The organism is Pseudomonas asturiensis (assembly GCF_900143095.1).
Taxonomy (GTDB): domain Bacteria; phylum Pseudomonadota; class Gammaproteobacteria; order Pseudomonadales; family Pseudomonadaceae; genus Aquipseudomonas; species Aquipseudomonas asturiensis.
The window spans coordinates 310,380-328,621 of the sequence record NZ_FRDA01000005.1 but is presented as its reverse complement, the minus strand read 5'-3'; the positions used below and the strand labels follow the sequence as shown (position 1 = coordinate 328,621).

At 58.1% G+C, this 18,242-nt stretch carries 19 protein-coding genes; 8 read left to right on the top strand and 11 right to left on the bottom strand.

The annotated features are described in order from the left end of the window. Positions 1–43: 43 nt before the first annotated feature. Both flgG and BUB69_RS11860 read right to left on the bottom strand, forming a co-directional pair. A complete protein-coding gene (gene flgG / locus BUB69_RS11865; RefSeq protein ID WP_003412455.1) occupies positions 44–832 on the bottom strand; it encodes a flagellar basal-body rod protein FlgG in 789 nt (262 codons plus the stop codon). Positions 833–878: 46 nt separating this feature from the next. Continuing rightward, positions 879–1,619 carry a flagellar basal body rod protein FlgF gene (locus BUB69_RS11860; protein WP_073166546.1) on the bottom strand — a complete coding sequence of 247 codons (741 nt, stop codon included), beginning with the start codon at positions 1,617–1,619 and terminating at the stop codon, positions 879–881. A gap of 283 nt (positions 1,620–1,902) precedes the next feature. Between BUB69_RS11860 and BUB69_RS11855 the strand changes: the two genes are divergently transcribed. After that, positions 1,903–2,094 (top strand): hypothetical protein, encoded by a 192-nt coding sequence (locus tag BUB69_RS11855; protein ID WP_073166542.1) that lies wholly within the window; start codon positions 1,903–1,905, stop codon positions 2,092–2,094. Here BUB69_RS11855 and BUB69_RS11850 read toward each other — a convergent pair whose 3' ends face one another. The 5 genes from BUB69_RS11850 to flgB all read right to left on the bottom strand — a co-directional run bounded on the left by BUB69_RS11850 (position 2,095) and on the right by flgB (position 6,967). After that, positions 2,095–3,843: a flagellar hook-basal body complex protein gene (locus BUB69_RS11850; RefSeq protein WP_073166537.1), complete on the bottom strand. Its 1,749-nt coding sequence runs from the start codon at positions 3,841–3,843 to the stop codon at positions 2,095–2,097. Between the two features lie 195 nt (positions 3,844–4,038). After that, entirely contained in the window at positions 4,039–5,394 is a 1,356-nt protein-coding gene (gene flgE, locus BUB69_RS11845) for a flagellar hook protein FlgE (protein ID WP_073166534.1), read from the bottom strand. A 28-nt stretch (positions 5,395–5,422) separates the two neighbouring features. After that, complete coding sequence (gene flgD / locus BUB69_RS11840) at positions 5,423–6,100, bottom strand: flagellar hook assembly protein FlgD (protein ID WP_073166530.1); 678 nt, start codon at positions 6,098–6,100, stop codon at positions 5,423–5,425. Between the two features lie 15 nt (positions 6,101–6,115). Then, complete coding sequence (gene flgC / locus BUB69_RS11835; RefSeq protein WP_024689540.1) at positions 6,116–6,556, bottom strand: flagellar basal body rod protein FlgC; 441 nt, start codon at positions 6,554–6,556, stop codon at positions 6,116–6,118. Between the two features lie 3 nt (positions 6,557–6,559). Next, positions 6,560–6,967, bottom strand: a complete 408-nt coding sequence (gene flgB / locus BUB69_RS11830) for a flagellar basal body rod protein FlgB (protein ID WP_073166528.1) — start codon at positions 6,965–6,967, stop codon at positions 6,560–6,562. A 545-nt stretch (positions 6,968–7,512) separates the two neighbouring features. On the opposite strand from flgB, the gene BUB69_RS29120 reads away from it, so the two are divergent. After that, positions 7,513–8,631, top strand: a complete 1,119-nt coding sequence (locus tag BUB69_RS29120; protein ID WP_245825275.1) for a hypothetical protein — start codon at positions 7,513–7,515, stop codon at positions 8,629–8,631. A gap of 101 nt (positions 8,632–8,732) precedes the next feature. On the opposite strand, the gene cheR is transcribed toward BUB69_RS29120, so the two are convergent. After that, positions 8,733–9,560, bottom strand: a complete 828-nt coding sequence (gene cheR / locus BUB69_RS11820) for a protein-glutamate O-methyltransferase CheR (RefSeq protein ID WP_163032083.1) — start codon at positions 9,558–9,560, stop codon at positions 8,733–8,735. 52 nt (positions 9,561–9,612) lie between these two features. Further along, positions 9,613–10,539, bottom strand: coding sequence for a chemotaxis protein CheV (locus BUB69_RS11815; protein WP_073166525.1), 927 nt, complete (start codon positions 10,537–10,539; stop codon positions 9,613–9,615). A 77-nt stretch (positions 10,540–10,616) separates the two neighbouring features. On the opposite strand from BUB69_RS11815, the gene flgA reads away from it, so the two are divergent. From flgA to BUB69_RS11795, 4 genes are all read left to right on the top strand, one after another. Beyond that, the gene (flgA, locus tag BUB69_RS11810; RefSeq protein WP_073166522.1) at positions 10,617–11,375 is read left to right on the top strand and encodes a flagellar basal body P-ring formation chaperone FlgA; all 759 of its coding nucleotides are present in this window, start codon (positions 10,617–10,619) and stop codon (positions 11,373–11,375) included. 160 nt (positions 11,376–11,535) lie between these two features. Beyond that, positions 11,536–11,853, top strand: coding sequence for a flagellar biosynthesis anti-sigma factor FlgM (gene flgM / locus BUB69_RS11805; protein WP_073166519.1), 318 nt, complete (start codon positions 11,536–11,538; stop codon positions 11,851–11,853). A gap of 48 nt (positions 11,854–11,901) precedes the next feature. Next, complete coding sequence (locus tag BUB69_RS11800; RefSeq protein ID WP_073166515.1) at positions 11,902–12,369, top strand: flagella synthesis protein FlgN; 468 nt, start codon at positions 11,902–11,904, stop codon at positions 12,367–12,369. Between the two features lie 82 nt (positions 12,370–12,451). Then, the gene (locus tag BUB69_RS11795; protein WP_073166512.1) at positions 12,452–13,198 is read left to right on the top strand and encodes a flagellar brake protein; all 747 of its coding nucleotides are present in this window, start codon (positions 12,452–12,454) and stop codon (positions 13,196–13,198) included. Positions 13,199–13,312: 114 nt separating this feature from the next. Here the strand turns inward: BUB69_RS11795 and BUB69_RS11790 are convergent, their stop codons facing one another. After that, on the bottom strand, positions 13,313–14,698 hold the full coding sequence (locus BUB69_RS11790; protein WP_073166510.1) for an MFS transporter: 1,386 nt from the start codon (positions 14,696–14,698) through the stop codon (positions 13,313–13,315). 54 nt (positions 14,699–14,752) lie between these two features. Then, positions 14,753–15,994 (bottom strand): glutamine synthetase family protein, encoded by a 1,242-nt coding sequence (locus BUB69_RS11785; protein WP_175561718.1) that lies wholly within the window; start codon positions 15,992–15,994, stop codon positions 14,753–14,755. Positions 15,995–16,381: 387 nt separating this feature from the next. Between BUB69_RS11785 and vioA the strand changes: the two genes are divergently transcribed. Beyond that, entirely contained in the window at positions 16,382–17,500 is a 1,119-nt protein-coding gene (vioA, locus tag BUB69_RS11780; protein WP_073166767.1) for a dTDP-4-amino-4,6-dideoxy-D-glucose aminotransferase VioA, read from the top strand. Then, entirely contained in the window at positions 17,500–18,225 is a 726-nt protein-coding gene (locus BUB69_RS11775) for a methyltransferase domain-containing protein (RefSeq protein ID WP_073166504.1), read from the top strand. Before vioA ends, BUB69_RS11775 begins: the two co-directional genes overlap by 1 nt. The last annotated feature ends 17 nt before the right edge of the window (positions 18,226–18,242 follow it).

The window sequence follows — 18,242 nt, the reverse complement described above, 5'->3', positions numbered from 1 at the left end:
CCGCATCGGATTGAGCATGTGCAACAACAAATACGTCAGGGGCTTACAGATTCTGAGTCAGGTTCTGCAGCATCTGGTCAGCCGTCGAGATCACCTTGGAGTTCATCTCGTAAGCGCGCTGAGTGGTGATCATGTTGACCAGCTCCTCCACGGTGCTCACGTTGGAGTTTTCCAGGGTGTTCTGCAGCGTCGGGCCCAGACCGTTCAGGCCAGGCGTACCGATCTGCGGCGCGCCGCTCGAACCGGTTTCCAGGTACAGGTTGCCGCCGATGGCTTGCAGGCCAGCCGGGTTGATGAAGTCAGCGGTCTGGATGTTGCCGATGATTTGTGGCGTAGCGGTTGCGCCTGCCAGGGTCACCGACACCGTACCGTCCTGGCCGACCGTGAACGTCTGGGCATTCTGCGGAACGACGATTGCCGGCTCCAGCGCGTAACCGTTGGCAGTGACGATCTGGCCGTTGGCATCCAGGTGGAACGTACCGTCACGGCTGTAGGCGATGGTGCCGTCAGGCTGGGTCACCTGGAAGAAACCACGACCATTGACCGCCAGGTCCAGCGGGTTGTTGGTGGTCTGCAGGCTGCCCGCCGTGAAGTTCTTCTGCGTGCCGACAATGCGCACACCGGTACCCAGTTGCAGGCCGGAAGGCAATTCGCTGTCCTGTGTGGACTGCGCGCCTGGCTGACGTTTGATCTGGTAGAGCAGGTCCTGAAATTCGGCACGGTCACTTTTGAAACCGGTGGTCGACACGTTCGCCAGGTTGTTGGAGATCGTGGTCAGGTTGGTGTCCTGAGCGGCAAGGCCGGTTTTGGCGACGTATAGTGCAGGAAGCATGTGTGTTCTCCTCGAGCGCCGGATTGTCGGCGCAAGCTGTCAATGGTTAGCCGAGTTGCAAGACGCGAGCCATCGACTGATCGTCTTCTTCAGCGGTCTTCATCATTTTGACGTGCAGCTCGAACTGGCGGGACAAGGCCAGTACCGACGTCATCTCTTCAACCGCGTTTACGTTGCTGGCCTGCAGAAAACCGGACTCGACCTGAACGTTCGCATCCACCGCCGCAGGCTGGCCGCTCTTGGTGTGGATCAAACCGTCTGGGCCTTTTTCCAGGGTGTTCAGATCAGGATTGACCAGCTTGATACGGTCGACCTGCGCCATCACCTGCGGGCTCTCACCCAGCGAGCGAACGCTGATGGTGCCGTCGGCGCCAATCTCGATCTGCTGTTGAGGCGGCACGGCAATCGGACCACCGTTGCCCATAACCGGCAAACCGCTGCCGTCGCGCAACACGCCGAGTGCGTCGATATTCATGCCGGAGCTGCGGGTATAAGCCTCGCCGCCGTCGGGTGTCTGGACCGCGATCCAGCCATTGCCCTTGATGGCGATGTCCAGTTCGCGACCGGTTTCAACCATGGCACCGCCGGAGAAGTCAGTACCCGGACGCTCACTCATGGCATAGGCACGCGACGGCATGACCTCGCCAAACACGGGCATCGAGCGGGCCTGTTCAAGGTCACGCATGAAGCCGTTGGTCGAAACGTTCGCCAGGTTGTTGGCATGAGCCTTTTGCGCTATCGCGTTTTCGGATGCACCGCTCATTGCGACGTAAAGCAACTTGTCCACAGTCTTCCTCCTCCGACAGACGCTTGCCGCCTGTAGCTGTTCTGAGAGGGAGAAAGCAATTTTTGAACCAACTTGGCCAGATCAATATAAATGTTTGATTAGCCAGTAAAAACGGCGACATGCGAGACAGCGCTTGCAACGTGAATCGGCGAGAGCGGCGGCGGACTGCCGCCTGACCCGCTTGCAGCCGGGAACACCGCCAAAAAAACTTCACATGCACGCCGTGATCCACAACGCGCAGTGATAATCTTGCAGCCATTGTCCTTCGCACACGGAAATCGACATGCCTGTTCGTGCCTGCATCCTCGGCATCGTCACCGCCAGCCTGGCCACGCTTGCCCTGCTCGCCCAGGCCGCGCCCGCCCATTACTACAAATGGCAGGGTGACAGCCGGATCGTCTGCGCCCAGACCAGCCCGGGGCCAGGCTGGACGCGATTGAAGGGTTACTTCATCAAGTCCGACTGTTCGATCTGATCAGGTCGACTGAATCAGCGTCTGCATGAGCGTCACCTCTGTCGAGATGGCCTTGGAGTTGGCCTGATAGGCCGTCTGCGCCTGAATCAACGCAATCAGCTCATCGGCCAGAATGACGTTAGAGCCCTCCAGCGCTCCCCCGATGATACTGCCCAGCGTACCCACGCCTGGCTCGTCAAAGTCCGCCACCCCCGACTCGCCGGTTTCACCCCAGCGCGTATCGCTGCGCGGCTGCAGGCCGTGGGGATTGGCAAACGAGGCCAGCATGACCTGACCGATATTCTTGCTCATGCCATTGGTGAATCCGGCGCGCAGGATGCCGTCACGGCCCACTGCCAGGCTGCTCATCTCGCCCGCCGAATTACCGTCGACCTGCTGCGACACGCGCGAGGACGCGGCATTGTGCTGACGTAACTGGGTGAAATCGATCGTGATGCCGTTTGCGCTGCCCGCCGCACCGTTGGATAACCATTTCTCACGCCGGGTACCAGGATCAGTTGCCATCGCTGGCACCCACCCATCCAGTTGCAAGCTGTTGCCAGTGCTGCTGCTCAGGCCGGGAGAGCCCGCCAGTGACTGAATCGAGCCGTCAGAGCCGAACACCACAGTGGCGGTCAACGGATCCGTGGATTCCGGCCTCTGCGGATTTCGCCCATCGACCAGAACATGCATGCGCCAGTTGTTGGTCCCCTCTTTGACAAAATACTGCGTCAGTTGGTGTCGATTACCCTGGCTGTCATGGATGGGTGTATCGAAGGCCCGCGTGTACGACTTCACATCTGAAACGCGGAACGCCGGAACAGGACGCGCCATCACGGCATCACCCGGATCGAGCAGGTTGGCAGCGCCATCGGTCAAAGGCAGAGAAACCGCAGCAGCACCCGCCGCCCCGCTGCTCACCCAGTCGCCATTGACCTGCGTCGCAGGGCGCCAGCCGAGCAGGGAAAACTCGCTGTCAGATACCTTGTGAATGTGCTGGTTATTGCCGTGGTAAGTCAGTGTTCCGTCCGCTCTTTGCTCAAGTGCAACATGCAACGGCGTGACACTGGCCGGATCCACCGGATTGCGCCCGTCGACCAATACATGCATCGACCATCGGTTAGCGTCGGTCTTGACGAAATACTGTTTGAGTTCATGATCAGCGCCCGGCAACGAACCCACGCCCTGATCCTGAACAGTACGACTCGCCACCCGGGTATACGTCGTCGGGTCAGCCGGGTCGAACACCGGAAGTTGCGCGAGCGATGGGGCTGAAGCATCCAGATTGATGGTTTCGGCAATGCGTGTCGTTGCCTTGGGCGCGACATTGGACGTATCGATCTTCAGGTCCGTACGGATACCGCTGATCACTTCGCCCTGTTCATTCGCCGCATAGCCCTGCAACCGCCCGCCCTCGCTGTCGACCACAAAGTCCTCTGCATCCTTTATAAAGGCACCGGCACGGGTATAGGCCAACGACCCACGATCACTGACCACAAAGAAACCGTTGCCCTGAATGCGCATGTCCAGCGGATTGCCCGCCGTAGTCACGCTGTCGCCCTGATTGAAGTTCTGCTGCACCCTGGCCAGACGAACCCCATCGCCGACGGCATGCTGCCCACTGCCCAGATGGGCGGCAGAATACAACGCGGCAAATTGCGCACGGGATGATTTGAAACCGATGGTGCCCGCGTTGGCGATATTGTTACCAGCCACCTCCAATCGCTTGTTTGCCGCATGAATACCACTGATCGCTATATTGAATGACATGAGTACTCCCTTGCCGTAAACGGCACTTCAAATAGGAGTTTTGATTCTCACATCATTGGGTGTAGGACGTTTCTATGTAGGCTGCGGGACTGCTCTGCAACTTACCCAACTAATAATTTATCCCGAAAAACAAGAAGCCCCTATTTAAAGGGGCCTCTTATTAGTTGCACTATCGACGTATCAAGTCAGACACTATCACGTCATCTGAATAGTGGTCTGCATGATAGTGCTTTGCGTCGAGATGGTCTTCGCGTTCGCCTGATAGTTGCTCTGCGCCTTGATCAGGTTCACGAGCTCCATGGTCAGGTCAACGTTGGACTCTTCCAGCGCCTGGCCGGTGATGTAGCCCAGCGTACCGGACTCCGGCGTGCCGCTGACCGGTACGCCGGACGCGAAGGTTTCACGCCAGTTGGTGCCGCCAGCCTGTGCCAGACCCTGAACGTTGGCGAAGTTGGTCAGCGACACCTGGCCGATCACCTGCGACTTGCCGTTGGTGTAAGTGGCGAACAGGTTACCGGTCGCGTCCACGCTCATTGCGCTGAGCTGGCCAGTGGCGTAACCGTCCTGGTCCTGAGTGATCAGGCCGGATACCGAAGCCGTCTGGGTGATGCCAGACATGTTGAGCTTGATATCAGCAGCACCCGTGGCACCGTTTGCCACCCAGGTCGCAGTCGTGCCCGAACCGGTCTGTACGCCCGGCACCCAGTTGGCAACGGTGAACGTACCATCGGTATTGAACGTGATGTTGGCGCTATCGGTTGGCTTATCGATAGGCGGCGTGGACGTCGACGGTGTACCAGGCGTAGCGATCACCAGTTTGCCGCCGGAGTCGAAGCTCAGGTCGTTCTTGTCGGGCACGGTCGACGTCGGATCGGAAATGCTGCGACCGTCCATCAGCGAGTACATGGACCAGGAGTTGGTGCCGGTCTTCACGAAATACTGATCCAGGGTATGCGCATTGCCCTGAGAGTCGTAAGTCGGGGTGCTGTACTTCATGTTGTAGGTTTTGGTGTCGGTCGCATCGAACGTCGTGAGGCTCGGCAGCGCCGTCGTCGAGTTCAGGTTGGCGACGTTGGTGATCGCGCTGGTGGCTTTAGGATCAAGGTTCGACGAGTCCACGCGCAGGTCACTCAACGCACCGGTCACGACGTTGCCATTGGCATCAACGTTGTAGCCTTGCAGTTTCATGCCGCCGCTGTTGACGACGAAACCTTCCTTGTCGGTGTGAAATGCACCGGCACGGGTATACAGCTTCTCGCCGTTGTTGCTGAGCTGGAAGAACCCGTTGCCGTTGATGGCAAGGTCCAGGCTGTTGGCGGTGCCGGTGGTCAGGTTGCCTTGGGAAAACTGCTGGGAAACCGCTGCGGTGGTCACACCACTGCCCACGTTGGTCTGGCCGGAAGTACCGCGAATCGACTGTGCGTACTGGTCAGCGAACTCCGCACGGGAAGACTTGAAGCCAGTGGTCGCTACGTTGGCAATGTTGTTGCCGGTAACATCAAGACTCTTGTTCGCAGCATAGAGCCCACTAAGACCGATATTGAAAGACATATTTCACTCCTGCGCCGTCTGGTCGGCTCTATATTCCGATCGTTTGAACTTTGGACAGGGCAACACTGCCGCTGGCCAGGTTGAGCATGGTTTCTGCGCCGTTGACGCCCAGCGTGACGCTGTTGACCGTCGCTGGCAGGTACGTCGACAACTGGGTGTTCTTGCCGTCAATCGAGCCTTCAGCCTTGAAGGTATAATTGCCGGCCGGTGCCACGGTTCCATCGCTGGCCATACCGTCCCAGGCAAAGCTGGCGGTGCCGGCTTTCTGAGCACCCAGATCGACGGTGTCGACCAGGTTGGACTGCGAGTCGTAGATCTTGACCGATGTCAACGAGCTGGCGCCCGGCACCACGATCGAGCCGGTCATGCCCTTGGCGGTGTCCACTGTGGTGGAGCCCGAATCGATGATCACCGAGCGACCCACCAGCGACGAAGCCTGCAGGGCCTGCGAGGACTTGTAGCTGGTGGCGATGGAATCAACCGTCGACGTCAGGTTCTGCATGCTTTCGAGGCTACTGAACTGAGCCAGCTGCGCCACGAACTGCGTGTTGTCCTGCGGGTCCAGCGGGTTCTGGTTCTTCATCTGCGTGACGAGCAGTTGCAGAAACGCATCTTTGCCCAGCGTGCCGGTCGAATCAGTCTTCGTCGGCGTCGGGTTTTGCAGCGTATTCAGAAACTTCGTCGAGATATCGTTTTCAACGGCCATGTCGTTCGCCTTCTATCACTGACCGAGGGTCAGAACCTTCTGCATCATGGATTTTGCGGTGTTCATGATTTCGGCGTTGGTCTGGAACGAACGGCTCGCAGAAATCATGTCGGCCATTTCTTCCACAACGTTGACGTTGGGGTAGTAGACATACCCGTTCTTGTCAGCCGAAGGATGATTAGGCTCGTAGCGCGCTTCAAGGTTGGAACTGTCTTCGATGATGCCGTTGACCTGAACGCCCTGCCCGGCTTCGCCTTGATCCTGAAACAGCGAGCCGCCCGTGGATTGCTGGTTCTGCATTACCGTGGCAAACACTGGGTGACGGGCCCGGTAGGTCTGGTCCATGCTCGAGGAAACGGTCTCGGCGTTGGCGATGTTACTGGCCGTGGTGTTCAGACGTGTGGTCTGGGCACTCATGGCGCTACCGGCAATGTTGAACACATTGGCTAGGGACATGAATTATTCTCCGCGAAGGGCTGCAACCAGCCCTTTGAACTTACTGTTGAGCAGTGTGAAGCTGGCCTGGAAGCCCATGGCGTTCTCGGTGTAGCTGGCCTGCTCGACCTGGGAATCAACCGTGTTCTGGTCCAGCGACGGCTGCGACGGCGTGCGGTACATCAGCGTACCGTCCTGATTGCTCATGCCCTCGGCTTCGATATGACGGCTGTTGGTCATGCTCAGCGAGACGCGGCCGTTCTGAACCTTGTCATTCTCGGCAGCCAGCACCGAGGAAAAGTCCAGGTCGCGGGCCTTGAAGTTCGGGGTGTCGGCGTTGGAAATGTTGTTGGCCAACACTTCTGCACGCTGAGCCCGGAAGTTCAGAGCCTTTTCGTGGATGCCTAATGCTTTGTCGAAGCTGATGCTCATGTCGGGAAACCTTTGCCGGTTGACCTGATTCTGTTGTCACTGACAAAGCAATCGGCGTGCCACTTCTCAAAAGCCAATGATTACGGGGCTCGCAGCCCCCGGCAAAGCGGCAATGCCAGAAAAGCGGCAAGGCATTTCCGCTATGGCGAGGTAAAGCGGCAAGGCAGGTGCCGTTTTTTTGCCAGTATTGGGTGGCAACCCGACGCTGCGGGGCCTTATCCATTCAGCCACTGAGTACTCCAGATAGGGGTCGCGTGGCCGATGTACTTGAGTGTTCACAGGAGCAACATACAAAGGGAGCTTCAATCTTGGTCAATTCAGTCAACACGAACGGCCTCTACAGCCCGACAGCCTCCAGTGCCTTGAAAGCAACACCCTCAAACGCGATCAGAAGCCTCAACACAGATCTGCCTGCTACGGGCGACTCGCCGACAAACAACGGGTTTTCTTCACTTTCACTGCAACTGAGCGAAATCGCTACGCGTGCAGCGTCCAGAGACTCGACATCCAGTTATAAAGAGCTGAACGCAACGGCTGAACGGCAATTGAGCCAGATCGCTGGCGCTGGCTACAACGCAAACAAAGCCCGCTACGATGCAGAGACGGTTGATACTGAAGACCCTGACCGCCTGGCTCGTGCCAAAACAGCGACGCAGTTCGTGAATGGCGGTCGCGACAACCCGTTCGCAGGAATGCCTCGCAGTCAGCTCTCACTGATCGCCTATGACGACAGCGGCACCTTTACGGTGAACGAGAGAAGAGCGGCCTGGATGGAGGACTTTCAGCAGGAATCTCAGTGGCGGCAACAATTTGCAGCCAGGGCCATCGCCGAATACAACGCAACCGGAAAGCTGACTCACGCATTCGCCGAATCACTCCAGCATTTCAAGAGCCTCCCCGCCATCGAGCAGGCTCAGTACCCGCAGGATTACGAAGCGAAACTGCAGGACTGGATCAATCAGGATTTCAATTACCGGACTCATGTTGCCGAAGGCACAGGCGATGCTCAGCGTCTGGTCAACACGCTTCTGAAGCTGGATAAAGAGCCGCTCGACGAAAGCGCCGTCCGCGCCGAAACCCGAGATCAGACCCTTGGTCGCAAAGCGCTGGGCGAGAAAGCCAGGCAACTGACAGAGCAATTGACAGGCAGCAGCTACGACAACAACAAAACCCGGCACGATGCAGAAGTCCCTGACAGCGTCGACCCTGTTCGCCTTGAACGCGCAAAAAATGCCACCCAGTTTGTCAACGACAGCGGAAAAAACCCGTTCGCAGGCCTGTCAAGAGAACAGCTTTCTGTCATCGCCTATGACGAAAGCGGAGACTTTACCGTCAACGAGAAAAAATCCGCCTGGCTGGAGTCGTACCGCCAGGAACGAGTATGGCGCCAGCACGTTGTGGCCCAAGGAAGCGCCGAATACAGCGCGACAGGCAAACTGACCGATTTCTACAGCGCCGTGCTTGAGCACTACAAGGGGCTGCCTGCCATTGAGCAGTCCAAGTACCCTGATAGTTACGAAACCAGGCTTCAGGACTGGATTGATCAGGACTTCAATTACTGGACCCACACGGCCGAGGGCACGGGCAGCACTCAGAGCCTCCTGGAAAAGGTTCTGGACCCCGAGAGCACTTTGTTTGCCGACCAGAGCGCACCGGGCGTATAAAGCCTGACCACTGAACAGATGGTCATGTCACTTCGACAAAAAACATGCCCCAAAAAAAAAGAGACTCGAAAGTCTCTTTTTTGTTGATATCCAGCCCGTGATCACTTGGCTTTGTAGATGATCCCCGGACTGCACTGAACCATCTGATAATGATCCGGCAAACCATTGAGCGCTTCGGAGGCCCCGAGGAACAGATAGCCGCCTGGCTTGAGCGTGCCATGGATACGCAGCAGGATGTCTTTCTTCACTTCGGCCGAGAAGTAGATCAGCACGTTGCGGCAGAACACAATGTCGAACTTGCCCAGTGCGGCGTAGCTGTCGAGCAGGTTGAATGAACGAAACTCCACGCGGCTCTTGATCGGCGCCTTGACCACCCAGCGACCCGGGCTCTTGACGTCGAAGAAGCGCTGCAGACGATCCGGCGACAAACCGCGGCCGATGGCCAGGCTGTCGTATTCACCGGTCTTGCAGTTGTTGAGCATTGCACCCGACAGGTCGGTGGCAACGATCTGTGCGCCGGACTTGAGCTGGCCGGGGTTGGCGCGCTCGAATTCATCAATGGACATCGACAGCGAGTACGGTTCCTGACCCGACGAGCAGGCAGCGGACCAGATGCGCAGGCGCTGACCAGGGCTGGCCTTGATCTGCTCCGGCAACACCTTGTTCTTCAGCACTTCAAAGGGATAGGTGTCGCGGAACCACAGGGTTTCGTTGGTCGTCATCGCATCGACCACTTGCTCACGCAAACCACTGCGCGGCTGAGTCTGGATGCGCTGAACCAACTCGCCAAGCGACTTGATGCTTTGCTGCTCCATCAATTTGTTGAGGCGGCTGGACACCAGGTACTGCTTGTTCTCCCCAAGCAGAATGCCACAGGCTTTTTCCAGAAATACCCGGAACTGATCAAAATCCAAATTACCCGTAGACAAGGTGCCGCCTCTCAAAATCAGGTGAATCACCGTGGGCGACGCCCACGGCTGATTATTCTGCTGCCTTGATCCGTGCCACAACCCTGGCTGCCAGATCATCAGGCCGGAATTTCGCGAGGAAATCGTCAGCACCGACTTTCTTGACCATCGCCTGGTTGAAAACACCGGAAAGCGAGGTGTGCAGAGTGATGTGCATTTTCTGCATGCGCGGATCGTTACGTATCGCAGCGGTTAGGGTATAGCCATCCATCTCCGGCATTTCAATGTCGGAGATCATCATCAGAAATTCTTCGTGAGGCTTTTTGCCCTCTTCGACCATCTTGCGCAAGTAATCCAGTGCCTGTCGACCGTCATTCAACGCGACCACTTCCACGCCGACGGTTTCAAGACAGCGACTGACCTGCTTGCGCGCCACCGACGAATCGTCGACGGTCAGCACTCGCATCGAAACAGCCTTGTGATGAACCTCTTCATCAATGACGCCCACCGACACTTCTTCGGAAATGGGTGCGACCTCGGCGAGAATCTTCTCGACGTCGATGATTTCCACCAACTGATTATCCACCCGCGTGACCGCAGTCAGATAATGGTCGCGCCCGGTGCCCTTGGGTGGTGGATGAATCTCTTCCCAGTTCATGTTGACGATGCGCTCGACCGAGTGCACCAGAAAACCCTGAACCTTGGTGTTGTATTCAGTGATGATCACAAAGGAGTTGGGCAGCGAAATCATGCCCTTGCCGCCAGTCGCCATCGCCAGATCCAGGATCGGAATCGTGCCGCCGCGAATGTTCGCCACACCACGCACGATCGGGCTCGACTTGGGCATGATGGTAAGTTTCGGGCACTGCAGTACTTCTTTGACCTTGAACACGTTAATCCCGTAGAGCTGCTTGCCGTCGAGACGGAACAAGAGCAACTCCAGGCGATTCTGACCCACCAGCTGAGTTCGCTGGTTTACCGAATCCATTACACCTGCCATGCCGACCCCCCTTACCAAAGCGACCGTTCTCCACACACCAGACTGGTAAGCGGCACGGGCTTTGCTTTTTATACGTCATGAACGCACAGACGACAATTTCTCGACACATCGCATTAGAAACCCGCAGGCTCCTGTGCGCAATCGGCTTGCTGTGCCTTTTCAGCGCCGCAAATGTCAGCCGCGCAGAGAATTTCACACTGCCTGAACAGCTTATCGGCGTCACCCAAGGGTTTCTTGAGTTCACAGTAGAAGACTATTTGGCGACCAACCAGATTGACGGCCGTCACGACATTCAGGTCAAGCAACTGGACCCGCGGTTGCGTATGGCCTCGTGCGACAAGGATTTGACAGCAACCCTGGAAAGCCCGCGCCCGGTCGGCAGGGTGACCGTGAAGGTGCGCTGCGAAGGGTCCTCACCCTGGACGGTGTTCGTACCCGCGCAAGTGCAGCTGTTTCGCAACGTGGTAACCGTGGTGCGCCCCATGAAACGCGACGCGATTGTCAGTGAAGAGGATGTTGCCCTGCGCGAGCGGGATGTCAGCAGCCTGGGGCTCGGGTTTCTCGCTTCGCTGGACCAGGCCGTGGGACAGAAAGTCCTCCGACCAATGGTCATTGATCAGGTTGTGACCCCGGTGGCATTGGAGCAGCCACAAATGATTCACAAAGGTGATCAGGTGATCATCATTGCCCGAAGCGGCTCGCTGGCCGTGCGCATGCCGGGCGAGGCGCTGTCGGACGGCAGCTTCAACGAGCAGATACGAGTGAAGAACCTGAACTCGAATCGGGTCATCAAGGCCAGCGTTACCGGCCCCGGACAGGTGGAAGTTGCCATGTGAGCATATTGATGCTGGCGTAGAACGAGCGTTTTTTCTAGACTGCGGTGACTATCCGACGGTGAAAGCCTCTATTGAGAAGCTTTATCACGACGAGCCTAAAGTTTTATCGGGGATGGCCGAAAACAAGGCAAGCGTCCAAACACCCAGAGGTTTTTCAGTCATGGTCATAGATTTTAATCGCCTTAACAGTTCCCAGCCCGTCGGTGGCGCATCGCGTACCGGCGCTCCAAAAGAAACCAGCAAGACCGATGCAGCGATCCCTGCCGGCAGCACAGCAGGTGTCAAAAGCACCGGGGAAACCGTTTCATTGAGCAGTGAGGCTCAACAGTTGCAGAAAATCACTGACAAGCTCGCCGATCTGCCGACCGTCAACAGCGCTCGCGTTGCCGAACTCAAGCAAGCCATCGCAGACGGTACTTACACAGTGGACAGCAACCGCGTTGCCAGCAAGTTGCTGAATTTCGAAACCCAACGCTAGCCCCGGCTCGCGCTGGATATTCTGGACGCTTAAAAACCAGAGCATGCGATGCAAGACACTATTTTGCTTCAGATGATCACCGACGACATGATTCCTGCCCGACAGCTGCATGAGCTGTTGCTGGCTGAATCATTGATCCTGCAAGGCCGCAACATGGCCGACATGGAACATGTGCTGGCGCAGAAACAGGCGCTGGTGATCCTGCTCGAACAGCACGGCCGCAGGCGCAGTCAGGTGTTGGCAGGCCTTGGGCTGCCCGCGAACAGGAAGGGGCTCGAACAACTGGCCAGCCAGTCGGAAGTTGGCGAGCAGTTGCTTGCAGCGGGCGATGAGCTGAACGCGTTGATCGCCGAGTGCCAGACACTCAACGAGCGCAATGGCAGCCTGATCCAGTTGCAACAGGTGAGTACCGCCCATCAGCTTCGCATTCTGAATGGCGGCGAGACGCCGACCCTGTACGATAGTCGCGGATCCACTGCTGGAAGAGCAAAACCACGCCCCCTAAGTCAGGCGTAACTTCCTGTATAAAGGTTTCGTGCGTAGTGGCAGAATGCCCGCTGTTGCGTTGCCGTAGTATTTTGCCTGGAGATGTAAGAACGTGAATGGCTCAAGCGCGGATGATGCTCCGCAGCCCCCAAAGGTACTGAATACATCTTTGGAAATCGCCGCTAACCTGCGGTTACTCCTCGAAAGTCATGATCCCTTGATCATTACCTTTCACGAGCGCGCCCAGCGCTTTCAGAGCTACGTTATCGAAGTCGACCGTGACAACAATGTCCTGGCGCTCGACGAAATGATCCCCCGCGATGGCGAACGGTTCCTGACCAACGGCGAGTCCTTCCGTGTGGAAGGTTTTCACGATGGCGTGCGCATCGCCTGGGAAAGCTCGGAGCAGATGACCATCGTCGATAACGACGGTCAGCGTCTGTACCGCGGTCCTTTGCCCGAAGAAGTCATCTACCACCAGCGTCGCAATGCCTTCCGCGCCGCCCTCAAGCTGGCGCAACTGGTCGATGTCGAAATCGGCGGCGACAAGCTCAAATCCCCGCTCACCGGCAAACTGCTGGATATCTCGGCGACCGGCTGCAAACTGCGCTTTGAAGGCGACGTGTCGGAACGCATGCAACTGGGGCAGGTGTATGAGCGGTTTATCGCCAGGCTACCGTTCGGGGCGATGACCGCGCCGGTGGAGTTGAGGTACCTGCACTTCGAAGAAAGAGTCCACACCACCTTTGCCGGCGTACGCTTCCACAACATGAGTGGACTGGTACAGCGTCAGGTCGAGCGTTTCGTGTATCAGCTGCAGCGAGAAGCCCGACGCTTCGATAAAGACGACGATTTCTGATACCACGCTCGCTTTCCCGTGATCGCGGCACGCTTGCCGCGATCACAGGCTTATCCCGCCAGAACCCCTCGTACCTTCCCCGGTTTTACCCAGGCACCGTACCCATCGGTATTCTCACGCCTTCCAGGTCTCATCCTCACGCTCACCAGCGGCCGACTCGGTCTCGACAACAGGCTCGGGCTCACGCTCAGGCTCCGCGACTGCCGTTTCGACGTCAGACTCCATCTCCGGATCGGCTGTGGTCTGCATCTGTTCCTGAACCACCTGTTCATCCACACGCGGGTCGAGCGCCACCACCAACGGCGAACTGGACATACTGTCCGGCATGGCGACGTGATGCAGCGGTGCGTTTTCGACCTGGTGCAAATGCGTGACCGCCTTCGGGCGAATCAGCAAGACCAGAATGCCTGCAGCGCCACAGACGAACACGTACAACATATGCCCGCCAAACATCTTCATGACCACACCTGCTGCCAACGGGCCGATGCTTGCGCCAATACCGTAGGTCATCAACAGCATCGCCGTCAGCGACACCCGGCGCTCGGCTTCCACATGGTCATTGGCGAATGCGACCGCCAGTGGGTACAGGCAGAACTGCATCAGGGACGCCAGAAACCCGATCCCGAACAGCACCTCTACCGGCACGCTGGGGAAAATCGCCAGAGGCAGTGAAGCAACCACCAGTGCAGCCGCGAATACGCGCATCAGCACCGAACGGTCGTAGCGATCGGACAGCAGCCCCAGCGGCCACTGCACCAGAAACCCCGCCAGAATGCAGCAGCCCATGAACAGACCGACCTGTTCGGTGGTCAACCCCTGCTCGGCCGCGTAGACCGGTGCCAGACCGTAGAACGAACCGATGATCAGACCTGCGCCCAGCACCGCCGTCAGCGATTGCGGAACACGCTTCATGAAGAAGCGCGGCTCCAGCGGCGCAGGATGCAGCGGCGCCGGGTGAATGGCACGGGTCATGGCGACAGGCACCAGACACAGCGCAAAACACAGCGCGACCAGCATCAGCAACTCAGGACCAAGCTGCGGATGCACCACCAGCACCAGCTGCCCCAACACCAGGCCCAGGTACGACGCGATCATATAGCCACTGAACACCATGCCCCGCTGCTTCGCGGCGGCCTGCTCGTTCAGCCAGCTTTCAATGACCATGTACTGACACATCATGCCCAGACCGACAATGACCCGCAGAATAAGCCACGCCGGCAACCAGCTGATCAGGCCATGTCCCAACACCGCCGCGCCGACGATCCCCGCACAGGTGGCGTAGGCACGGATATGCCCTACCCGGCCAATCAGCCGGTGACCGATCTTGCCGCCCAGCACCAGGCCGAAATAGTTGGCGGCCATCAAGGCACCCACCCACAGACTGTCCACCTGATCGGCAGCCAGGCGCAGGGCCAGATATGTACTCAGCAGACCGGAGCCGATCAGCATCATCAACGAGGCAAAATACAGCGCTCGAAAGGACTTCCAGATTTGGCGCATCGACTTTCCAAAAATAGGGAGTCGCCCGATCGGGCGAGCCCCAAACAACGTTCTTTAAATCTGGGCAGCCAGAACGCGCCGTTCCCAGGGGGTGATCTCATCAAGAAAACTGGTCAGTTCCAGGGTCTTCGATGCGATGTAGCCTTCGATGAACTCATGACCAAACAGTTCCTTGGCCAACTGACTGCAGTTCAGACGCTCCAGAGCCGCCTGCAAGGTACACGGCAGGGACAATTCTTCGGGCACCTTGATCTCGCCCTGCATTGCAGCCGTTGGCTCGATCCCCTTTTCAATGCCATACAGGCCCGCAGCCAGGCTGGCGGCGATGACCAGATACGGATTGGCATCGGCTCCCGGCAAACGATTCTCCACGCGGCGGGCGGCCGCCACGCTGGCCGGAATGCGCAGACCGGCCGCGCGGTTGTCGTAGGACCAGCACGCGTTGTTGGGTGATGCAAACGGATGGAACAGACGCTGATAGGAATTTACGTTCGGTGCGAACAACGCCGTGAAGTCGGCCATGCACGCCTGCAAACCGCCAATGAAGTGACGGAAGGTTGCCGTCGACTGGCCCTCCTCGTCGCTGAACACATTGCGCCCGGAGACAGCGTCCACCACGCTCTGATGCAGGTGCATCGAACTGCCCGGCGTATGGGCCAGAGGCTTGGCCATGCAGACCACAATCACACCGTGCTTGAGCGCCACTTCCTTGAGCAGGTGCTTGAACAGAAACGTCTGATCGGCCACCTGCAGAGGGTCGCCGTGCAACAGGTTGATCTCGAACTGACTGACGCCCATCTCGTGCATGACGGTGTCGCGGGGCAGCCCCAGCGCCGCCATGCAGGCGTACACCTCTTTGAAAAATGGCCGCAGTCCGTTGTTGGAGCTGATGCTGAACGCCGAGTGACCCCACTCGCGTCGACCGTCGAGACCCACCGGCGGGACAAACGCCTGCAAAGGGTCGGGGTTGGGCGCGAACACGAAGAACTCCAGTTCGGTCGCCACGACCGGCGCCAATCCATACTCCGCATAACGGGCAATGACCGCCTTGAGCTGCCCACGGGTGGACAACGGGCAACGGGCACCCGACAACTCCTCGGCGTCGCAGATGGCCAGCGCTCGCGGCTGGTCGCTCCAGGGCAGACGGTGAACATCAGCAGGGTCGGCAACCAGCGCGACATCGCCGTCGTCAGCGCCGTAAAAACGCGCGGGAGGATATCCACCCATGATGCATTGCAGCAGAACACCACGCGCCAGCTGCAGACGTCGTCCTTCCAGAAAGCCTTCACCGCTCATTACCTTGCCGCGCGGCACGCCGTTCAGGTCCGGCGTCACACACTCCACTTCATCAATGCCCGTCAACAGCTGGGCCAGCTGGCGGGGTTCATTGCGGGTCATCTTTCAATCCTTGGTATTGGTCCGGGCCGCCGAGCGGCAGTGCGTACAAAATACGCACCGGGCGTTCGGAATTTCAAGCACTGAAACGAGTTCGTGCGACCGCGTCCTCCACCTCAGGAGGGGGAATTGTTCACCGCAAGGTTTTTGGCGGGCTTCTTGCTTTTAGTCCTGACAAAACAGTTCGGCTGCCATTTTTACGTCAAGCCCTGCGAATGGACGCTTGAGCGCCTGAAAAATGACCTGGCGAACCGCACTCTCTCTTGCGACACGAGTCGAGAATTCTTCATGAGCGCACCCATTCCTGTCACTCGCCCTCTGCTGCCGCCCCTGGAGGAGTTCATTCCCTATCTGGAGCAGATCTGGGAGAGCCGTCAGTTGACCAACGGCGGACCGTTTCACCAACAGCTGGAATTGGAACTGGCTGACTATCTGGGCGTGGAACACCTGTCGCTGTTCTCCAACGGCACCCTGGCGCTGATGACCGCGATTCAGGCACTGCGCATCAAAGGCGAAGTCATCACCACGCCCTACTCGTTCGTGGCCACCGCTCACTCATTGCTCTGGAACGGCCTCACCCCGGTCTTCGTCGACATTGAGCCTGGCACCTACAACCTGGACCCGGACCGTATCGAGGAAGCCATCACGCCTGCGACCACGGCCATTATGCCGGTGCATTGCTATGGCATCCCTTGCGACGTGGACCGCATCCAGCAGATCGCCGATCGGTACGGCCTGAAGGTCATCTACGACGCCGCCCATGCGTTCGGCGTTCAGCATCGCGGTGAAAGCCTGCTCAAGCACGGCGACCTGTCGATCCTGAGTTTTCACGCCACCAAGGTGTTCAATACCTTCGAGGGCGGCGCGATCATCAGCCCTGATCTGAAGACCAAGCAGCGAATCGATTACCTGAAAAACTTCGGCTTCGCAGATGAAGTGACGGTCGTGGCGCCCGGCATCAACGGCAAGATGAGCGAGATCAACGCCGCGTTCGGCCTGCTTCAGCTCAAGCATATCGATCAGGCGCTGCTCAAGCGTCAGCGTATCGACGAGCGCTACCGCGATGCGCTGGCGTCAATTCCGGGTATCGAGATCGTCTGGCAGACCTGTGAAAAGCACAATTATTCCTACTTCCCGGTATTGATCAGGGAAGGCTTCCCGCTGTCCCGCGATGCGTTGTACCAGCGCATGCGTGACCACAACATTCTGGCCCGCCGCTATTTCTATCCACTGATTTCGACCTTCCCGATGTACCGGGGCCTGGACTCGGCCAAGCCGGAACGCTTGCCCATCGCCACCGGCCTGTCGAATCAGATTCTGTGCCTGCCTATTTACGACAGCCTGACCGATGAAGCCTTCGACAGCATCATCAAGGTCATCGCCACTGCCAGTAACGAGAACTGCTAATGCGAACATGCCCGGTATGCGCTTGCCGATTTCCGAATTTCTATCCGATGGAAAAAGACCATCTGAAAATCTTCCACCGCCTGAACGTGTTTTACAGCGTGGACGATTTCGAGACCCTGAACGTTGGCCAGTACAGTTGCCCTGAGTGCCAGGCCTCGGACCGCGATCGCCTTTACGCACTGTTCGCGATGCACCTGCTGAACCACCCGCCGGGCCAGGCGTTGCGCATCCTCGACATTGCGCCAGCCGTCGTGCTTTCGAAGTTTCTGCGCAGTTTGCCCAACGCCCGCTATCGCTCGGCCGACCTGTTCTCGCCGCTGGCTGATGATGTGGTGGACATCATGGACATGCACCTGTACGCCGACGAGTCCTTTGATTTCATCGTCTGCTCGCATGTGCTGGAACATGTACCCGACGACCACAAGGCCATGTCCGAATTGCATCGGGTTCTGGCCAAGGGCGGTTCTGCGATCCTGATGGTGCCGATTCTGCTGACCGCCACCGAAACAGACGAAGACCCCGACGAGAAAAGCGTCGATGAACGCTGGGCGCGCTTCGGGCAGGACGACCATGTGCGGATGTATGCCAGACACGATTTCGTCTCACGCCTGGAGGCGTCCGGTTTCAAGGTCGATGCCCTGGATTCAGGTTCCTTCGGCGAAGGCGTCTTCCACCAGCACGGCATTACTGATCAGTCGGTTCTGTACGTAGGCCGCAAGGCCTGACGACCGCTGCCGGTCAT